The sequence below is a fragment of the Aquitalea denitrificans genome (assembly GCF_009856625.1).
Lineage (GTDB): Bacteria > Pseudomonadota > Gammaproteobacteria > Burkholderiales > Chromobacteriaceae > Aquitalea > Aquitalea denitrificans.
Genome location: NZ_CP047241.1, coordinates 655,830 through 673,875, shown reverse-complemented (window position 1 = coordinate 673,875; position 18,046 = coordinate 655,830). Strand labels below are relative to the sequence as shown.

Annotated in this window: 15 protein-coding genes; 5 read left to right on the top strand and 10 right to left on the bottom strand. The window is 60.0% G+C overall.

Translation table 11 applies throughout. The annotated features are described in order from the left end of the window. Position 1: 1 nt before the first annotated feature. Positions 2-799, bottom strand: a complete 798-nt coding sequence (paaG, locus tag GSR16_RS03045; RefSeq protein WP_159875083.1) for a 2-(1,2-epoxy-1,2-dihydrophenyl)acetyl-CoA isomerase PaaG — start codon at positions 797-799, stop codon at positions 2-4. A gap of 274 nt (positions 800-1,073) precedes the next feature. On the opposite strand from paaG, the gene paaN reads away from it, so the two are divergent. From paaN to GSR16_RS03030, 3 genes are all read left to right on the top strand, one after another. Then, positions 1,074-2,741: a phenylacetic acid degradation protein PaaN gene (paaN, locus tag GSR16_RS03040; protein WP_159875082.1), complete on the top strand. Its 1,668-nt coding sequence runs from the start codon at positions 1,074-1,076 to the stop codon at positions 2,739-2,741. 60 nt (positions 2,742-2,801) lie between these two features. Continuing rightward, positions 2,802-3,410: a phenylacetic acid degradation protein PaaY gene (locus tag GSR16_RS03035; RefSeq protein ID WP_159875081.1), complete on the top strand. Its 609-nt coding sequence runs from the start codon at positions 2,802-2,804 to the stop codon at positions 3,408-3,410. Between the two features lie 210 nt (positions 3,411-3,620). Next, positions 3,621-4,331 (top strand): Clp protease ClpP, encoded by a 711-nt coding sequence (locus GSR16_RS03030; RefSeq protein ID WP_159875080.1) that lies wholly within the window; start codon positions 3,621-3,623, stop codon positions 4,329-4,331. Positions 4,332-4,448: 117 nt separating this feature from the next. On the opposite strand, the gene GSR16_RS03025 is transcribed toward GSR16_RS03030, so the two are convergent. From GSR16_RS03025 to GSR16_RS02995, 8 genes are all read right to left on the bottom strand, one after another. Then, positions 4,449-4,778, bottom strand: coding sequence for a DHCW motif cupin fold protein (locus tag GSR16_RS03025; RefSeq protein ID WP_159875079.1), 330 nt, complete (start codon positions 4,776-4,778; stop codon positions 4,449-4,451). Positions 4,779-4,898: 120 nt separating this feature from the next. Then, positions 4,899-5,231 (bottom strand): EamA family transporter, encoded by a 333-nt coding sequence (locus GSR16_RS21000; RefSeq protein WP_205677487.1) that lies wholly within the window; start codon positions 5,229-5,231, stop codon positions 4,899-4,901. After that, positions 5,138-5,803: a DMT family transporter gene (locus GSR16_RS03020; RefSeq protein WP_205677486.1), complete on the bottom strand. Its 666-nt coding sequence runs from the start codon at positions 5,801-5,803 to the stop codon at positions 5,138-5,140. Before GSR16_RS03020 ends, GSR16_RS21000 begins: the two co-directional genes overlap by 94 nt. A 108-nt stretch (positions 5,804-5,911) precedes the next feature. Then, entirely contained in the window at positions 5,912-6,715 is an 804-nt protein-coding gene (locus GSR16_RS03015; RefSeq protein WP_159875078.1) for a helix-turn-helix transcriptional regulator, read from the bottom strand. 331 nt (positions 6,716-7,046) lie between these two features. Further along, positions 7,047-9,713, bottom strand: a complete 2,667-nt coding sequence (gene adhE / locus GSR16_RS03010; protein ID WP_159875077.1) for a bifunctional acetaldehyde-CoA/alcohol dehydrogenase — start codon at positions 9,711-9,713, stop codon at positions 7,047-7,049. Between the two features lie 426 nt (positions 9,714-10,139). Next, positions 10,140-11,207: a carbonic anhydrase gene (locus GSR16_RS03005; protein WP_240902650.1), complete on the bottom strand. Its 1,068-nt coding sequence runs from the start codon at positions 11,205-11,207 to the stop codon at positions 10,140-10,142. Between the two features lie 205 nt (positions 11,208-11,412). Then, entirely contained in the window at positions 11,413-12,297 is an 885-nt protein-coding gene (locus tag GSR16_RS03000; protein ID WP_159875076.1) for a DMT family transporter, read from the bottom strand. A 70-nt stretch (positions 12,298-12,367) separates the two neighbouring features. Further along, on the bottom strand, positions 12,368-12,979 hold the full coding sequence (locus tag GSR16_RS02995; RefSeq protein WP_159875075.1) for a short chain dehydrogenase: 612 nt from the start codon (positions 12,977-12,979) through the stop codon (positions 12,368-12,370). Positions 12,980-13,228: 249 nt separating this feature from the next. On the opposite strand from GSR16_RS02995, the gene GSR16_RS02990 reads away from it, so the two are divergent. Together GSR16_RS02990 and GSR16_RS02985 are read left to right on the top strand one after the other, a co-directional pair. Continuing rightward, positions 13,229-14,167, top strand: coding sequence for a LysR family transcriptional regulator (locus GSR16_RS02990; protein ID WP_159875074.1), 939 nt, complete (start codon positions 13,229-13,231; stop codon positions 14,165-14,167). Between the two features lie 127 nt (positions 14,168-14,294). After that, entirely contained in the window at positions 14,295-15,476 is a 1,182-nt protein-coding gene (locus GSR16_RS02985) for an FAD-dependent monooxygenase (RefSeq protein WP_159875073.1), read from the top strand. A gap of 127 nt (positions 15,477-15,603) precedes the next feature. Here GSR16_RS02985 and ppsA read toward each other — a convergent pair whose 3' ends face one another. Continuing rightward, positions 15,604-17,991, bottom strand: a complete 2,388-nt coding sequence (ppsA, locus tag GSR16_RS02980) for a phosphoenolpyruvate synthase (RefSeq protein ID WP_159875072.1) — start codon at positions 17,989-17,991, stop codon at positions 15,604-15,606. Positions 17,992-18,046: the final 55 nt, after the last annotated feature.

The following is an 18,046-nucleotide window of genomic DNA, read 5'->3' as shown; positions in this document are numbered from 1 at the left end:
CTCATTTCCCCACAAATTGCGCTGTGCGCTTGGCCATGAAGGCCGCCACGCCTGCGCCATAATCGGCGCTGTAGCCAAGTTCTTGCTGGAAAGTGCGCTCCAGTTCGAGCTGCTGCTCCAGCGTATTGCGCTCGGCAGCATGCATGGCCTGCTTGATGCGTGCATAAGCCAGCGTCGGCCCCGCGGCCAACTGGCGGGCGGTACTTGCCACCTCGGCGGCAAAATCGGCATCGTCTACACAACGCCAGATCAGCCCCCATGCTGCGGCCTGCTCGGCTGGCAACTTGTCCGCCAGCAGCGCCAGCCCCATGGCGCGTGCATTACCCAGCAAGCGGGGCAGGAAATAGCTGCCGCCAGAATCCGGCATCAGGCCGATCTTGCTGAATGCCTGGATAAAGCTGGCCGATCGTGCAGCGATGACAATGTCGCAGGCCAGCGCGATGTTGGCACCTGCCCCGGCGGCCACCCCATTGACCGCGGCAATCACCGGCTTGGGCATGCTACGCAAGCGGCACACCAGCGGGGCGTAATAGCGTTCAATCGACTCTCCCAGATCGCGCGGAGTATCGGAAGGAGCTACCGTCCGGTCGGATAAATCCTGCCCGGCGCAAAAGCCTCGTCCGCTACCGGTCAGCACCAGCACACGTACTGCCTCATCCTGGCTGAGCTGCTCCAGTGCCTCGGCCACTTCACCGTGCATGTCGGCATTGAAGCTATTCAAGCAATCGGGCCGTGTGAGTGTCAGGGTGGCAACGCCGGCTTCAATATCGAGGCGAATGTGCTGAAAAGGGCTGCGCATGTGGTTCTCCGTACAGTTAGCTGCCCGATAAGCCACTCATAGCCAACAAGCAGTTAAGTCAATGTTTTAAATACAGATTTTTCATAACAACAGAATGATAGCGGTGCCTAATGCCGACCCAATCTATCATTGACCGACCGGTAAATCAATATTAGAGTGATCCAGGTCAAGGAAATTTTTCAGCACCGGTTTCCACGACAGAGTTCCGCAAGCATCAGCCCCTGATCAGGCTCGAAAAACACCATTCGGCCTTTGTATTGAAAGGAATGAAGCGATGGCAAATCCGCTATTTGAACGACATGAAGCCACCTTGCACCAGGCCTTGAACGCCATTCGTGAACGTGGTTACTGGACACCATATCCGGAGACACCGAGCCCGAAAATTTATGGGGAGGCAGCCGCCGATGAAGGCAGGACAAGGTTCGAGGCCCTGCTTGGCAGTACATTCGACTTTCCCGGCCAGCCGCCAGCCAGCGGTCTTGTTGGTAGCGAACGTTCGCCCTACAGCGGCGCACTCAATATCCGCTACCCGCGCTTTGAAGTTGAGACCCTGATCGCCGCTTCGAGCGATGCGCTGGAGAACTGGCGCCGGGCCGGGCCGGAAGCCTGGGTGGGGGTGTCATTGGAGATTCTTGCACGGCTGAACCAGCACAGTTTCGAGATGGCTCATGCGGTGATGCATACCACCGGTCAGGCATTCATGATGTCGTTTCAGGCCGGTGGCCCACATGCGCAAGACCGTGGATTGGAGGCGGTCGCTTACGCCTGGCGTGAAATGTCGGCCATTCCGGCCTCAAGCAGCTGGAGCAAGCCGCAGGGCAAGCATGAGCCGGTCGTGCTGCAAAAGAACTGGAAAATCGTGCCGCGCGGCATTGGTCTGGTCATTGGCTGCTGCACCTTCCCGACCTGGAATGGCTATCCGGGCTTGTTCGCCAGCCTGGCAACCGGTAACACCGTCATCGTCAAACCGCATGCAGGTGCGGTACTGCCGATGGCAATCACGGTGAAGATTGCCCGCGAGGTGCTGCAGGAAGCAGGCTTCGACCCGAATGTGGTGCTGCTAGCCGCTAACCAAAGTGGGGAACCGCTGGCCAGCAAGCTGGCGGAAAACGCAGCGATCAAACTGATAGACTTCACCGGCAGCCGTAAAAACGGTGAATGGCTGGAGGCCAACTGTCGGCATGCACAGGTTTACACCGAGAAAGCCGGTGTTAACACCATCGTGATCGACTCGACCCACGACTTCAAAGGACTCAGCCGCAATATCGCCCTGTCGCTGGCTTTGTACGGCGGGCAAATGTGCACGGCACCGCAGAATATTTTCATTCCGGCCGGCGGCATTGCAAGCGCGGAAGGGCATCTGTCCTACGAAGAAGTGGTGGCTGGTATCGTCTCAGCCATCAATGGCTTGACCGCCGACCCGGCCAAGGCGGTGGAATTCCTGGGTGCCATCCAGAACCCGGGGGTTCTGGCCCGGCTGGAGGCGGCACGGAAGCTAGGTCAACCCTTGCTCGACAGTCGTGTCATCGCGCACCCGCTTTATCCCGAAGCCGTCGTGCGCACACCGCTGCTGCGCGCCCTGTCGGTACAAGACCAGGCCATCTACCAGGAAGAGCATTTCGGCCCGATTGCCTTCGTGATCAAAACCAGCAGCAGTGCCGAAAGCCTTGCCATTATTGAAGATACGGTACGCAAACACGGTGCGCTGTCGTTCTCGGTGTACAGCACCGACGCCACCGTACAACAGCAGGCACAGGCGGTTGCCGAAGGTGCCTGTGTCTCGCTGTCCCTCAACCTCACCGGCAGCGTACTGGTCAATCAGTCGGCTGCATTCAGCGACTTCCACGGCACCGGAGGCAACCCGGCGGCCAATGCCGCGCTATCGGACAGCGCCTTCGTAGCCAACCGCTTCCGTGTGGTACAAACCCGCCGCTTCGCCTAAGCCACTTGCCGCCCGGTATCTGCCGGGCGTTTTTCATCTTGTTTGCGGAAAGATCGCGCGATGCAGTGCTTTGCAATTGACGGAGTGATTCCTGTTGTCAGCCCGGATGCCTTCATCCACCCCTCAGCCACATTGATCGGGGACGTTGTGGTGGGCGCGGGCTGCTATATCGGCCCGGGTGCGGTACTGCGCGGGGACTTTGGCCCGATCCGCATTGCGGCAGGCAGCAATATCCAGGACAACTGCGTGCTGCATAGCGGAGTGGATACGCCCTTGATCGTTGAAGAAAACGGTCACGTCGGCCACGGTGCCGTCTTGCACGCCTGCCACCTGGAACGCGGGGTGCTGGTCGGCATGAATGCCGTCGTGATGGATGGCGCACGACTAGGCCGGCAATGCATCGTCGGCGCGATGGCCTTCATCCCGGCGGGCAGGGTTTGCGCTCCACGCCAGTTGCTGTTGGGCCTGCCGGCCAAAGCCGTGCGCACGCTCAGCGCTGAAGAAATCATTGCCAAGCAGCGCGACACACGCGCTTATCACCATCTGACCATACGCTGCCGTCGCAGCCTGGTAGCTGTACAGCCCTTATCCACACTCGAAGCCAAGCGCCCCAAGCTTGATCTATCCGTATTCACGGCAAGCGCAGCCGAAACCTCCGGCACTGACTGAATAACAAGCATCGCTATACCAGCCCATGCAGCAGGGCAAGCCCAGCCCTGGAGCCAACCTGCTCTGCGCACGGCCACTTCCAGACAGCGGCTGACAGTGGTCGCGCGCAAGATAAATGCAGCGGAATGCAACTGGCAGGAGGCCCTGTTGTGGCGCTACACTGCAAGGGCAAGACCGCATAATTCCCTCCCGAAAGCAAAAGGAAAAGCGATGTCCCGGCCCCTCTACCCTACGCCGCTGCACAGCGGCAGCGACGATGACGATGACGACGCAGTCAAACTGCCCGCCTTCCGCCGCTACGAATCACAAGGCGTGATCCGGCAGATTTCCTACTATCTATCCGGTGAAATCGTCGATCCCATCCAGTACACCGACCTGCTGTACACCCTGCGCACCGCCAGTGCCACCGACCTGATCTTCCTGCACCTGAACACCCCCGGTGGCAATTTCGATACCGGCCTGCAGATCATCAACAACATTGCCGCCAGCGACGCCCATGTCATCACCATTCTGGAAGCCCGCGCCTTTTCCATGGGCGCGCTGATTTTCCTGTCCGGGGATGAGCTGATCGTGCACGACACCTGCCAGCTGATGTTCCACAACTACTCATCGGCTTCCATCGGCAAGGGCAATGAGCAGGCAGCGCAGGTGATGGCCAGCCGCAAATGGTTCGACAAAGTGATGCGCAATGTCTGCCGCCCCTTCCTGAGCGATCAGGAACTGGAGCGCATCAGCAAGGGTGAGGATATCTGGCTGGACACCGACGACATCCGCCGCCGCCTGTTGCACATCCAGAAAGGCGAGCCGGCGGTCAAACCCAAAGCGGCCAGCGCCAAGGTCAAACCGGTGGCCGTGGGCGAAGATGAAGCCGGCAGCATCGCCAAACCGGCCAGCAAGCCGCGCAAGAACAAGCCGGTCTGAGTCCATACTTAGAGCGGCTAACAAAATAGCGTAGCAGCGCTGAAACAAGCCACGCCAACGCAGACAGTCGGCGTACGGCAAGGCGCAACACCGCAGCAGGTTTTTTGTGAGCCGCTTTCAATCCACAATGAACAGGCGCGCACCGGTTCTGGTAGACGAACGGTGCGGCTCGCCTTCATCTGCCACCTGATAACTCAGGCCCGGAGTCAGCATGAAGCGACGCCCATCAGCCAGTTCGGTCAGCAGCTCACCTTCCAGACACAGCAGGATATGGCCCTTGCGGCACCAGTGGTCGGCCACATAGCCCGCGCTGTATTCCACCATGCGCACGCGAATGTTGCCGAACTGACAGGTGCGCCACAGCGCCATGCCGCTTGCGCCGGGATGCTCGGTAGGGGCAATGGCCGACCAGTCGGTCACGCCAAAGGGAAAGTCGCTCATCTGCATGATCTGCTCCAGTGCGGAAGGGTTGAAGTACTCGCCATGAGTACAAACCACTTGTATGACAGAATACTTGACCTGCTTGCAAGCGCAGTCGGCATCGGATGCCAACCGGCAGCGCACAGCTCACTCAGCTTGCCCTGCACCTGCAGCAGTTGGCCGCACAGAGCGACGTACCGCAGGTAAGACCTGCAATAACAAAGCCGACAGCACACAGGCCATGCCTAACAGCTGTGAGCGGCGAATATCTTCCTGTAGCACGCCGGCAGCAAACAATAGCGCCGACACCGGCAACACCGCAGTGAACAGCGCCGCCTCACCCGCCGCCACCCGTGCCGCGCCGGCATACCACAGTACAAAACCCACTACGGTTGGCACCACCGCGTAATAGACCAAGCCAAGCAGTGCAGCCACTCCAGCACCGCTGGCGGCAAGGCCAGCAGCAAACCCAACGCACACAGATAGCAGGACAAGACCAGCGGTGGCAATGGCTGACGCAAGCGGCGGTTAAGCAGAATGAACAGCGCCTCGCAGGCAACCGCCAGCAGGATCAGCCCGTTGCCGGCCAGTTCATCGGTACTGCTGAAAGATAGTGCAGCATCCGCACGCAAGGACACCGCCAGCGCCCCCGCAGTACACAGCAGCAGCGCCAACACCTGCCTCCAGTGCATGCTTTCGCGGAACAGCAATAGCGCCAGCACGCTGGATACCATCGGTAATGTTCCCATCATCACGCTGGCGTTTGCAGCAGAAGTAAGCCGCGCTCCGGCCATCAACAACACGGTATAGCCGACGCTGCCCGCTCCGGCCTGTAACACCAGCAGCAGCCAGTCATGGCGGCACGGACGTGGCCAGCTACCACCACACCAGTACAACAGCAGCAGGAACAAGGGTAAAGCCATGCCGAAACGGATGGCGGTGGCAGTAAAGGGCGGCAGGCTGGCGGACACCAACTTGCTGACCACCACGGTACTGCCAGCGGCCAGCATGGCCAGCAGCAAATACAGATAGGGAATATGACGCGCAGACATGGCAGCTCCAGATCATGGGATATGAAGCCAACAGTTAAACCGGCATCACCCGTGGCCGGCTTGGACAAAATTGCAGTGCAGGAGGTGGACAGCAGCAGGATGAAACACTTAGCGCATGGCCTGAATGTAACGGCCAGGAGTAATGCCCAGCCGCTGCAGGAAGACACGGTTCATATGGCTTTGATCAGCGAAGCCGCTTGCAGCCGCCACATCAGCCAGCGGACTGCCCTGCACGATCAGGCCACAAGCCAGATTCAAGCGCCGCTGCTGCAGATAGTCATGCGGGCTGCAACCCAATTGGCGGGTAAAGCTGCGTAGCAGGCGAAAGCGGCTGATACCGGCCTGCTCCGCCAGCGCAGACAAACTGTGCGCGCGCGTCGGCTCATCATCAAGCAGTATCCGCACCCGGGAAATATCGGCAGAGCAAACCGAAGGCTGTGGGCGATAACCATGTGCCGGCATCAGTCTGGCCAGCAACTGCAATATGGCCTGCTCTTCCTCCAGCCCTGCCTGCTCCTTGCCGCCAAGCAGGGCAAACAGGTGCATGAACTGCTGGCGCAGGCAGACATCTCTCACCTGCGGCATCAACAGCGGTGGCGTACCGCCGTCCTGCTCCGCCAGCTCAGCTGCCAACTGCTGCCATAGCGCCGGCTGGATGTACAGCATGTGCCATGCACGTCCCCCCTCCCCCAACGGCTGACCATCATGCACCTCGCCGGGATTGACCATGATGAGGTCTCCCGGCCCGGCTTCCACCGTGCCACGGCCGCTGAACGATCGCTGTGCACCACGCACGATCAGCCCGATGCCGAACACCTCGTGGCTGTGGCGGGCAAAGGTTCGGCGGCTATCGGCCTGCATGGCGTGAATTCCGTGCATGGCGCTACGGTAATAATCGATGCGCTCGGCCATTTGCCCTCCTCCTGATGCGGCAAACCAGTCTGCATGCTACTGCGCTAGCCCGCACGGTGACCAGCCCCCTAAGCGGTGTCCGACGCAAAAAAGCCCGGAGCGTGCTCCGGGCCCAGATTATTGACAAACCCTCTCTCGCTTTCCAAAGGAAAGCGAGGCTCCCTTGCAGGGCAAGGGCGGGGGGATGGGGAATAGATGGCAAGGCTGCGGAAGCAATCAGTGGGTCGAAAGGCCCGGCTTTGCCGGGTCCAGTGCAATCGCACCAAATCACTTTGTCAGCAGCCTGAAGCCCGGAGCGTGCTCCGGGCCTGTGCGGTGATGTGCTGAAGATTTATACCGCCTTGAGCTTGCCCTTGGGCTTGGCAGTCACGGCAGGTGCAGTGGCGACCTCGCGCAGATGGGCTTCGCGCCAGGCGTGGCCGTAGTAGCTGTCCAGCAATAGCTGCTTCAGTTCGCTGATTAGCGGATAACGCGGATTGGCCCCGGTGCACTGGTCGTCAAACGCAGCTTCGGCCAACTGGTCGACCCGGGCCAGAAAGTCCGCTTCTTCCACACCGGCAGCCTGAATCGACATGGGGATGTTGAGCGTCTGCTTGAGCTCGTCCACCCACTGCACCAGTTTCTCCACCCGTTCATGATCACGCTCGCCTTCCAGCCCCAGATGACGGGCAATCTCGGCATAGCGCGCCACGCTCTTGGGCCGGTCGTACTGGCTGAACGCGGTTTGCTTGGTCGGAATATCAGCCGCGTTGTAGCGGATGACATTGCTGATCAGCAAGGCATTGGCCAGACCATGCGCCAGGCCGAACTCCGCACCCAGCTTGTGCGCCATGGAGTGGCATACGCCCAGGAAGGCGTTGGCAAAGGCGATGCCGGCAATGCTGGCAGCGTTATGCACCTGCTCGCGCGCCTTGGGGTCGCCTGCGCCCTTGGCATAGGCCGATGGCAGGTAGTCCTTCAGCAGCTTCAGCGCCTGCAGGGCCTGCGGGTCGGAATATTCGTTGGCCATCACCGACACATAAGCTTCCAGCGCATGCGTCACCGCGTCGATGCCGCCAAAGGCGGTGAGCGACTTGGGCATGTCCATCACCAGATTGGCATCCACAATGGCCATGTGCGGGGTCAGCTCGTAATCGGCAATCGGGTATTTCACCCCGGTTACTTCGTCGGTCACCACGGCAAACGGCGTGACTTCCGAGCCGGTGCCGGATGTGGTGGGCACCGCCACCAGCATGGCCTTGCCGCCCAGTTTGGGGAACTGGTAAATGCGTTTGCGGATGTCCATGAAGCGCAGCGCCAGATCGGCAAAATGCACTTCCGGGTGTTCGTACATCACCCAGATGATCTTGGCCGCATCCATTGGCGAACCACCACCCAGCGCCATGATCACGTCCGGCTGGAAGGCATGGGCCAGTTCGGCACCCTTGCGCACCACGGCCAGCGTGGGGTCGGCAGGCACATCGAAGAACACTTCCACTTCCAGCCCCATTTTTTTCAGCAGCCGCACCGGCTCATCGACAAAGCCGTGTTCCAGCAGGTATTGCCCGGTGACAATCAGGCAACGCTTTTTACCAGCCAGGTCTTCCAGCGCCACCGGCAGGCAGCCACGACGGAAGTAAATGGACTTGGGCAGTTTGTGCCACAGCATGTTTTCCGCCCTCTTGGCCACGGTTTTCTTGTTGATCAGGTGCTTCGGGCCGACGTTTTCCGAGATGGAATTACCGCCCCAGGAACCGCAACCCAGCGTCAGCGACGGCGCCAGGCTGAAATTGTACAAATCACCGATGCCGCCATGTGAGGACGGGGTGTTGATCAGGATACGGGCGGTTTTCATCTTGTCGCCAAAATAGCGGATGCGCTCGCCTTGCAAGTCCTGATCGGTATACAGCGCCGAGGTGTGGCCGATACCGCCCAGTGCTACCAGCGCTGCGGCCTTGTCGCAGGCATCGGCAAAATCGCGGGCACGGTACATGGCCAGCGTGGGCGACAGCTTTTCGTGGGCGAAGGCTTCGTCATTGCTCAGATCACTCACTTCGCCAATCAGCACCTTGGTGTCCGCCGGTACGGAAATGCCGGCCATGGCGGCAATCTTCACCGCGCTCTGGCCGACGATGGCGGCATTCAGATTGCCGCGGTTGAGGATGACACCAGCCACGGCGGCGGTTTCCTGAGCGCTGAGGATGTAACCGCCATGGCGCGAAAACCGCTCGCGCACGGCCTCGTAAATGCTGTCCACTACGATGACCGACTGCTCGGAGGCGCACACCACGCCATTGTCGAAAGTCTTGGACATCAGGATGGAGGCCACGGCGCGTTTGATGTCGGCGGTTTCGTCGATCACCGCCGGGGTATTGCCTGCGCCCACGCCAATGGCGGGTTTGCCGGAGGAGTACGCGGCCTTCACCATGCCGGGGCCTCCGGTGGCCAGAATCAGGTTGATGTCCGGGTGCTGCATCAGTGCGTTGGACAACTCGACGCTAGGCTCGTCTATCCAGCCGATGATGTCCTGCGGTGCACCGGCAGCCACGGCAGCTTCCAGTACCAGCCGGGCGGCTTCGCAAGTGGAACGCCGTGCCCGCGGGTGGGGCGAGAAGATGATGGCATTGCGCGTTTTCAGCGCGATCAACGCCTTGAAAATGGCAGTGGAGGTGGGGTTGGTGGTGGGCACGATGCCGCACAGGATGCCGATGGGTTCGGCAATGGTGATGGTGCCGAAGCTGTCGTCTTCCGACAGCACGCCGCAGGTCTTTTCATCCTTGTACTTGTTGTAGATGTACTCGGAGGCAAAGTGATTCTTGATCACCTTGTCTTCCATCACCCCCATGCCGGTTTCTTCCACCGCCATGCGCGCCAGCGGAATGCGCGCATCCGCCGCGGCCAGCGCCGCGCTGCGGAAGATGACATCGACCTGCTGCTGGGAAAACTCAGCAAAAACCGCCTGGGCCTGTTTGACACGCGCTACCAGCGCATCGAGTTGTTCAAGAGTGGAAACCGACATGATGCTACTCCAATAAGGAAAGAAATCTGTCAGAGCGGACCAATGGCCATCCAATTATTCCATTTACATGGATATATAATCACGGCATCTTTTCATCCGGCTCAGCGCGCCATTTCTGTAATTAACTCACTACAAAAACGTCAATTAATCTGTACGGTAAAATTGTCAGACAGCCTTTGTTTTCAAGGCATCTTCTTAATTAAAGCCAGATTACTCCCTTTATTTAGCCAGCGTTTTGCGCCAGGCCAAATCTGCGCAGCAATTTCATCGCACAGCTGAATCAATTGAGCGCCCGCGTGAAACAGCAATAGCAATGGTTTGTAGCGGCCTGCTTACAGCAAGGCTTGGCCACCTGCCGCCAAAACAAAAACCGCCACGGCGCAATGACGCGGTGGCGGTGGATGGGACAAAGCCGAGGGCTGGCGTTCAGCGCATGAAGCTGTACTTGAAATACTGGCCTTGCTTCATCAGTTCGCGAATCCTGGCAGGCTCGGTTTCACCGTTCAGATTGGTGATGATCAGCTTGCCGGCCCCCTGACGCAGATCGTTACGGAAATCGTAAAACGCCCCCAGGACAGCCAGGTGTCCTTGCTCAACCTCGCCGGAGAACTTCAGGATGGCGCTTTCCACCTGGTTGTTGACATTCAGCAACGCGCCATCGGTGGGGTCGATTCCTTGCGGGATATTGATGGTGGCCAGCTCTTTGCGAATCGCCGGTTCCAGCTTGCCGTAATCGGCGGAAGCGGCCTTGATAGCCCCGCAGGCAGAATGGCCGACAAAAATCAGCAAGGGGGTGTGCAGATGACGTACTCCATACTCTACCGAGCCCTCTGCCGTGGCCAGCTGATTGCCGATATCACGCACCATGAACAGGTCGTTGACCGCACCCTTGTCCATCACCTCGCTTTGCACCCGCGAATCGGAGCAGGTCACCACGGTAGCGCGCGGTGTCTGCTTGTCGGCAAAGGTCTTGAAATAGGTGGCACTGTGGTGCGCCATATAGTCGGTATTGTCGTGCAGGATGGTGGTAACTGCCGCACGCACCTGCTGCACCTCGGAGCCATGGCCGTGTTCGTCGTGGCTGCTCTCCGCCGGCTTTGGCAACACCGGTTTGGGTTTGGCTCGATGCGGCTTGAGCGTGCGTTTTGCTGCATGAGCAGCCCCGCCCGGTGCATGTACTTCCGGGCTGGGGCCAAGCGGAGCCTTGACCTGCGGTGCGGCAGCCTGCTTCACCTCGGGCTGCAATATCTCCGGCTCCTTGGGCTTGGCCCGCGCCGCCGCCATGGATGCCGCCAGCTTGCCCGGCAGCACGATGGTCTTGCTTGGGCTCTCAGCCGCAGCAGAGGCAGCCTGCTTGCCCGGCAATACAATCGGCTTGCCATGCTCGGCAGGGGCGGCGGCTTTTTCTTCCGCCTGCACCAGTGCTGCCAGCAAACCACCCCCCAGTACCACTGCCGCCGCCTGCAGCGAACGGATCTGCCATGTCTTGTTCATCACGCCTTGCATCCTGTTGTTGGTATAGAGATACCGTGCTCGCTTGCCCTGCCCCGGTAGTGAAGCCGGCAGGCTTGCCCGTCAGGCCGACGGACCGCCACTTACTCTTTTTATGCTGATCTGGCCCGCCGCCTTGCCTGTTCAGGCGATGCGCTGAGTCCAGCCAGTGACTGCTACTCGTCATATCGACCACTTTTTACCAAACTTAACCTTCAGCCGCCGCCTTATCCCCTTGGCCCCGCCCCAGCAACACTCCGCCCAACACCAGCAGGCAAGCCAGCCACTGCGCGGCCGCCAGGGTTTCACCCAACAGCAGCCAGGCCAGTATCACGGTAAACAGTGGAATCAGATTGATAAAGGCAGATGCCCGCGATACCGGCATCTTGCTGACCGCCCAGGTGTACAAGCCATAGGCCCCCAACGTCACGCACACCCCCAGATACACCACCAGCAGGCTGGGCAACAGCGGAAAATGCGTGGGCCAATGCGCCCACGGGGTAAGCAAGGCGGCACCGAACCAGACGCTACCCAGCAGGGTCTGCATGCCGGTGATGGCCAGCGCGGAGTAACGCAAGGACAGCCGCTTGGCAATCAGCACATAGCCGGTGGCGCACAACATGGCGCAAAACTCCAGCGCATTGCCCAATACCGGATTGGGTGCCTGGGCGCTCACCTGGTTGTCCAGCGTCAGCCACAGTACACCGGCAAAAGAAATGGCCAGCCCCAGCCAGCTGCGCCGGCTCATTTTTTCATGCAGGAACAGCATCGCCCCCACCCCGGTCAGTAAAGGCAGGGTGGCGGTAATCACCGATGCCTGAGCGGCACTGGTATTCACCAGCGCCTGGGCCTCGAACAGAAAATACAAACAGGGTTCGGCCAGGCCCATCGCCAACATCCAGCGCCAGTCACCACGCTGGTAACGCCAGCGCTCACCCCGCTGCCACAACAGCGGCAGGATGCAGCAGCTGGCCAGCACCATGCGGGCGAACAGCACGGCCAGCGGGTCGAACACGGCAAAAACGATTTTGAGGGCGATAAAGGCACTGGCCCACAGCAGCATGGCGGCACTGAGCGCAAAAGTGGGCAACATGAGCAATCCATTGCAAAAGAAAAACCGCCGGCGACCATCACCGGCGGCGGTCATTCTCCCATATCCGGCTCTAGCGCGTTACTTCGGCAAAGGCTTCCAGCACTTTGCCAGTCAAGGGCTGACTCAGGGCGCGCAGATAACGCTGTGCAAGCTGCTCGCGGCTTATTGACGTGAAACCGGCAAAAGCCTCGGCACCGCGTTCATCCCCCGCCACCACGCCGGGGCTGACCAGATTCACCCGCGCCTGTCCCCACAATTCCTGTGCCGCGGAGCGCACAAAGGCAGCCAGGCCGGCATTGACCACGCTAGCGCAACTGCCGCCAAGGATATGCTCACGCTCCAGCAGGCCGGAAGTCAGCACGAATACCGCTCCCGGCCGTAGATGGCGCGCCCCGATCTGCACCAGCCGCACCTGCCCCATCAACTTGTCATGCAAGCCTGACTGCCAATCCGCCTCGCTCAGCTGTTGCAAGGGCTTGAACGGCACGTGGCCGGCGGTCACCACCACGGCATCCAGATCAGGATGCGCCTGGTACATCGCCTCGATACTGGCCGGGTCGGTCATGTCCACTCGCACCTCACCACCATTACGCCCACCCACCAACACCTCATGCTGCGCGGACAACAGCGCCACCACAGCACTCCCGATAACACCGCGTCCACCAATAACCAATACTTTCATTGCCTTGCCTTTCATGATTGACAATCGTTCAAAAAAACATGCCAATCAATCATACACAGGGCGAATTAACTGATTAATCCTGAAAAAAAGACTTCAATGTTCAACATTTAAAACAATTCAGGATAATCACGCCTCCGAGACAGCTCACTGGGAAAATTCTTGGCACTGTTCAAAAAACAGGGCCATCCCTATGCTAATATCGTGAAAAATACCGTCAAATACCTAGCCCTTCCCACACACTGTTCTGCCATGAAAACAAGTAGCACCCCTACGCCCGATGCCCTGCTGGCTTTTGATGCGCTGGCCCGAAAAGGTAGCTTTACCGCCGCCGCCGATGACATCGGCTGTGCCAAAAGCCGGATCAGCCAGTTGGTAAAGGAGCTGGAACAACAGCTGGGCACGGTACTGGTATTGCGCAATACCCGCCGCGTGGCGCTGACCGAAACCGGTCGTCGTCTGGCCGAACACGCCCGCCAGTTGCGCGAGATGCTGGAAAAAGTGGGGCCGGATATCGAAGAGGCGCAGGGACTGATCGAAGGCCCGCTGCGCATCAGCGCCACCGCCTCCTTCGCCCAATACCTGCTGGCGCCCATGCTGTCCGAGCTGGCCGCCTGCCACCCCGGCCTGGAGCTGGAGCTACGCGCGGAAAACCGTCTGCAAGACCCCATCAACGACGGCGTGGACTTCTGCATCCGCTCGCGCAATGTGCATGACGACCGGCTGGTGGCCAAACCACTGGGCTTTGTCTGGGAAGCACCCTACGCCTCGCCGGACTATCTGGCCAAGGCTCCACCGCTGAATAGTCCGGATGACCTGTGTCGCCACCGCATCCTGCTCAACAGCCACCATGTATATGGCCGTGAATGGCGACTGGAAAAAGACGGGGAACTCAAATCCATCACCACCCGCCCCATGCTGGTATGCGACCAGTACGCCTCGCTGATCTCCGGCCTGATTGCCGGCCACGGCGTGGCCCTGCTGCCGCACTATGTGGCCAGCCATTATCTGGAAAGCGGGCATCTGGTACGCGTACTGCCGGGCTGGCAAGGCGGCAGCTGGCCGGTGTATCTGGTATTTCCCTACCGCCAGCCCTTGCCGAAAAAATATGAAGCCTTCATCCAGCACGTCACCCCGCGCCTGCGCGCCGTGCTGGAAGAGCGGCCGCTATATTCCGGTGAAAAAGCCTGACACGGCCAGCACGCGGCCCCGGCCAGACCCTTGATCCAGACCAAAGCAGCTGCGACCGGCTTTTGCCACAATCGCGCGTCAGAAAAGCAATCGAGAATCAGGCGCAGTGCGCCGCATGAGGGCAGCAATGGAACATCTGGATACCTTGATCGTCGGCGGGGGCATGGTGGGCAGCGCCCTGGCCTGCGCACTCAGTGGCAAAGGCCTGAAACTGGCCGTACTGGAGCAGACCGCTCCCCCCGCGTTCGACCCGGCACAGCCACCCGACCTGCGCGTCTCGGCTATCAGCCCGGCCTCGGCCAGCCTGCTGGACGGCATTGGCGCATGGCAGCGCATCATGGCCATGCGCGCCGCGCCTTACCGCCGCATGCAGGTATGGGAAGACAAGGAGCGCAATGGCACCCTGTTTGATGCTGCCGAAGCCGGTGTGGACGCATTGGGCCACATTGTGGAAAATCGCATCGTGCAGCTGGCCACCACCGCCTGCCTGCAAGAGAAAGACGACATCCGCTATATCTGCCCGGCACGCATTGCCAGCATTGTCTACTCACCCAAGGCATCCCGCGTCACGCTGGAAGACGGCACCGTACTGGTAGCCCGCCTGCTGGTGGCCGCCGACGGTGCCCGCTCCCAGGTGCGCGACGCCGCTGGCATCGGCATTACCAGCTGGGATTACCCCATGCATGCGCTGGTGGCCAGCTGCGAAATGGAATACGGCCAGCAGGACATCACCTGGCAACGCTTTACCGCCACCGGCCCGCAAGCCTTCCTGCCGCTCACCGGCTCGCATGCCTCACTGGTGTGGTACAACACGCCCACCGAGGTAAAGCGCCTGCTGGCACTGAGCGACGAAGAACTGGTTTCCGCCTTCAGCGCCACCTTCCCACAAAAACTGGGCGGCATCCGCCAGCTGCTGGCGCGTGGCTCCTTCGCCCTCACCCGTCGCCATGCGGCAACGTATGCCAAGGATGGCGTGGTGCTGGCCGGTGACGCCGCCCACACCATTCACCCGCTGGCCGGTCAAGGGGTCAACCTCGGCTTTCAGGATGTGGCTGAGCTGGCCGACATCATCAGCCGCGCCGTCAGCGAAGGCCGTGACTTTGCCGATATCAGTGTGCTCAAAGCCTACGAACGACGCCGCAAACCGGCCAATCTGGCCATGCAAACCGGCATGGACGCCTTCTGCTTCGGTTTCGCCAACAACATCGGTCCACTAAAGGCCGCCCGCAAGCTGGGGCTGAAACTGGCCGACAAGGCCGGCCCGCTCAAACGTGAAGTCATCCGCTACGCGCTGGGCTTGCCGCGCTAAGACCCGCAGCTGATTACCTGACCAAAAGCCGCTGCAACAAGCGGCTTTTGGTTTGGTGGTCCCACAGCGCAGCCATAAAAAAACCGCCCCCGAAAGGGCGGTTTCTGTCTAGCCGGCAGATGCAGGCTTAGGCGTTCAGTTCGCGAGCCAGGTACAGCCAGGTTTCCACCACAGTGTCCGGGTTGAGGGACACGGTTTCGATACCCTCTTCCACCAGCCACTTGGCAAAGTCCGGATGATCCGACGGGCCCTGACCGCAGATGCCGACATACTTGTCGGCCTTGCGGCAAGCCTGGATCGCCATGTGCAGCATGGCTTTCACGGCTTCGTTACGCTCGTCGAAGGTAGCGGCAATCGGGCCACCGGAGTCGCGGTCCACGCCCAGGGTGAGCTGGGTCATGTCGTTGGAACCGATGGAGAAGCCGTCGAAGAACTGCAGGAACTTGTCGGCCAGCACAGCGTTGGTCGGCAGTTCGCACATCATGATCAGACGCAGGCCGTTTTCGCCACGCTTCAGACCATTGGCAGCCAGGATCTCAACAACCTTCTCGGCTTCAGCCAGGGTACGGACGAACGGGATCATCACTTCCACGTTGACCAGACCCATCTCGTCGCGCACCTTCTTGATGGCGCGGCATTCCAGGTCGAAACAGTCACGGAAGGATTCAGCCACATAGCGCGCTGCACCACGGAAACCGATCATCGGGTTTTCTTCATGCGGTTCGTACAGCTGACCGCCGATCAGGTTGGCGTACTCGTTCGACTTAAAGTCGGACATGCGCACGATGACCTTTTTCGGGGTGAAGGCTGCGGCCAGGGTAGCAACACCCTCGGCAATCTTGTCCACGTAGAAGTCAACCGGGCTGGCGTAGCCGGAAATGCGATCGCTGATGGTCGCCTTCAGGTCGGCCGGCAGGGTGTCGAATTCCAGCAGGGCTTTGGGGTGAATACCGATCTGACGGTTGATCACGAACTCCATGCGCGCCAGACCAACACCTTCGTTCGGCAGCTGCGCGAAGTCGAAGGCCAGTTCCGGGTTACCCACGTTCATCATGATCTTGACCGGAGCAGCCGGCATCTTGTCCAGCTCGAGGTCGATGATTTCAACGTCCAGCAGGCCATCGTAGATGTTGCCGGTATCGCCTTCGGCGCAGGATACGGTCACCTGCATGCCTTCACGCAGGATGTCGGTGGCGTCGCCACAACCTACCACGGCCGGGATACCCAGTTCGCGGGCGATAATCGCCGCGTGACAGGTACGACCACCACGGTTGGTCACGATGGCGGCGGCACGCTTCATCACCGGTTCCCAGTCCGGATCGGTCATGTCGGTCACCAGCACGTCACCCGGCTTCACGCGGTCCATCTCGGACGCATCCTTGATGGTGCGCACGGTGCCCTGGCCAATTTTCTGACCAATGGCGCGACCTTCGCACAACACGGCGGACTTGTTGTTCAGGCGGTAGCGGCGCAGGGTGTCCTTGCGGTCTTCCTGCGACTTCACGGTTTCCGGACGGGCTTGCAGGATGTACAGCTTGCCATCGCCACCATCACGGCCCCACTCGATGTCCATCGGGCGGCCATAATGTTTTTCGATGATCAGCGCGTATTCAGCCAGCTCGGCCACTTCGGCGTCGGTGATGGAGAATTGCTTGCGCAGTTCTGCCGGCACATCCACGGTCTTGACCGAACGGCCAGCCTGGGATGCATCGGTGAATTCCATCTTGATCAGCTTGGAACCCATGTTCTTGCGCAGCACAGCCGGACGACCTGCCTTCAGGGTCGGCTTGTGTACGTAGAATTCGTCAGGGTTGACCGCACCTTGCACCACGGTTTCGCCCAAGCCATAGGAAGCGGTGATGAACACCACGTCTTCAAAGCCGGATTCGGTGTCGATGGTGAACATCACACCGGCAGCACCCGTGTCGGAACGCACCATGCGCTGTACACCGGCGGACAGGGCCACAACATCGTGGGCAAAGCCTTTGTGTACGCGGTAGGAAATGGCGCGGTCGTTGTACAGGGAAGCAAAAACATGCTTCATGGCATCCTTGACGTTTTCAAGGCCACGAATGTTCAGAAAGGTTTCTTGCTGGCCTGCGAACGAGGCATCGGGAAGGTCTTCTGCGGTTGCAGAAGAACGGACTGCTACGGAAATATCTGCACCACCGGAGTCGGCGACCATCTTGTCCCAGGCAGTCTTGATATCTTCATCAAGCTTGGCCGGGAAAGGTGTGTCGATGATCCACTGGCGGATTTCCTTGCCGACACGAGCAAGCTCGGTCACGTCGTCGATGTCCAGTTTGGACAGCGCGGCGCTGATCTTGTCGGCCAGGCCATTGTGCTGGAGGAAATCACGGTAGGCATCCGCGGTAGTGGCGAAACCACCGGGGACTCGGACGCCCGAGCCTGCCAATTGACTGATCATTTCGCCCAGGGAGGCATTCTTGCCGCCTACCTGTTCAACGTCAGTCATGCGCAGCTTCTCGAACCAGATGACGTAGTTCTCTGCCATCACTTCACTTCCTGTATTGGATTGGACGGATAGAAAACCCGCATTCTAGCCGAAT

Bases quoted from the DNA above. Each gene is read 5' to 3' on its own strand.
- GSR16_RS03020 (WP_205677486.1), bottom strand. From the start codon at position 5,803: ATGTCTGCGCGTCATATTCCCTATCTGTATTTGCTGCTGGCCATGCTG.
- GSR16_RS03025 (WP_159875079.1), bottom strand. From the start codon at position 4,778: ATGCAGATGAGCGACTTTCCCTTTGGCGTGACCGACTGGTCGGCCATT.
- GSR16_RS02990 (WP_159875074.1), top strand. From the start codon at position 13,229: ATGAAAACAAGTAGCACCCCTACGCCCGATGCCCTGCTGGCTTTTGAT.
- GSR16_RS03000 (WP_159875076.1), bottom strand. From the start codon at position 12,297: ATGTTGCCCACTTTTGCGCTCAGTGCCGCCATGCTGCTGTGGGCCAGT.
- paaG (WP_159875083.1), bottom strand. From the start codon at position 799: ATGCGCAGCCCTTTTCAGCACATTCGCCTCGATATTGAAGCCGGCGTT.
- GSR16_RS02995 (WP_159875075.1), bottom strand. From the start codon at position 12,979: ATGAAAGTATTGGTTATTGGTGGACGCGGTGTTATCGGGAGTGCTGTG.
- GSR16_RS03005 (WP_240902650.1), bottom strand. From the start codon at position 11,207: ATGAACAAGACATGGCAGATCCGTTCGCTGCAGGCGGCGGCAGTGGTA.
- GSR16_RS02985 (WP_159875073.1), top strand. From the start codon at position 14,295: ATGGAACATCTGGATACCTTGATCGTCGGCGGGGGCATGGTGGGCAGC.
- GSR16_RS03035 (WP_159875081.1), top strand. From the start codon at position 2,802: ATGCAGTGCTTTGCAATTGACGGAGTGATTCCTGTTGTCAGCCCGGAT.
- adhE (WP_159875077.1), bottom strand. From the start codon at position 9,713: ATGTCGGTTTCCACTCTTGAACAACTCGATGCGCTGGTAGCGCGTGTC.
- ppsA (WP_159875072.1), bottom strand. From the start codon at position 17,991: ATGGCAGAGAACTACGTCATCTGGTTCGAGAAGCTGCGCATGACTGAC.
- GSR16_RS03015 (WP_159875078.1), bottom strand. From the start codon at position 6,715: ATGGCCGAGCGCATCGATTATTACCGTAGCGCCATGCACGGAATTCAC.
- GSR16_RS03030 (WP_159875080.1), top strand. From the start codon at position 3,621: ATGTCCCGGCCCCTCTACCCTACGCCGCTGCACAGCGGCAGCGACGAT.
- paaN (WP_159875082.1), top strand. From the start codon at position 1,074: ATGGCAAATCCGCTATTTGAACGACATGAAGCCACCTTGCACCAGGCC.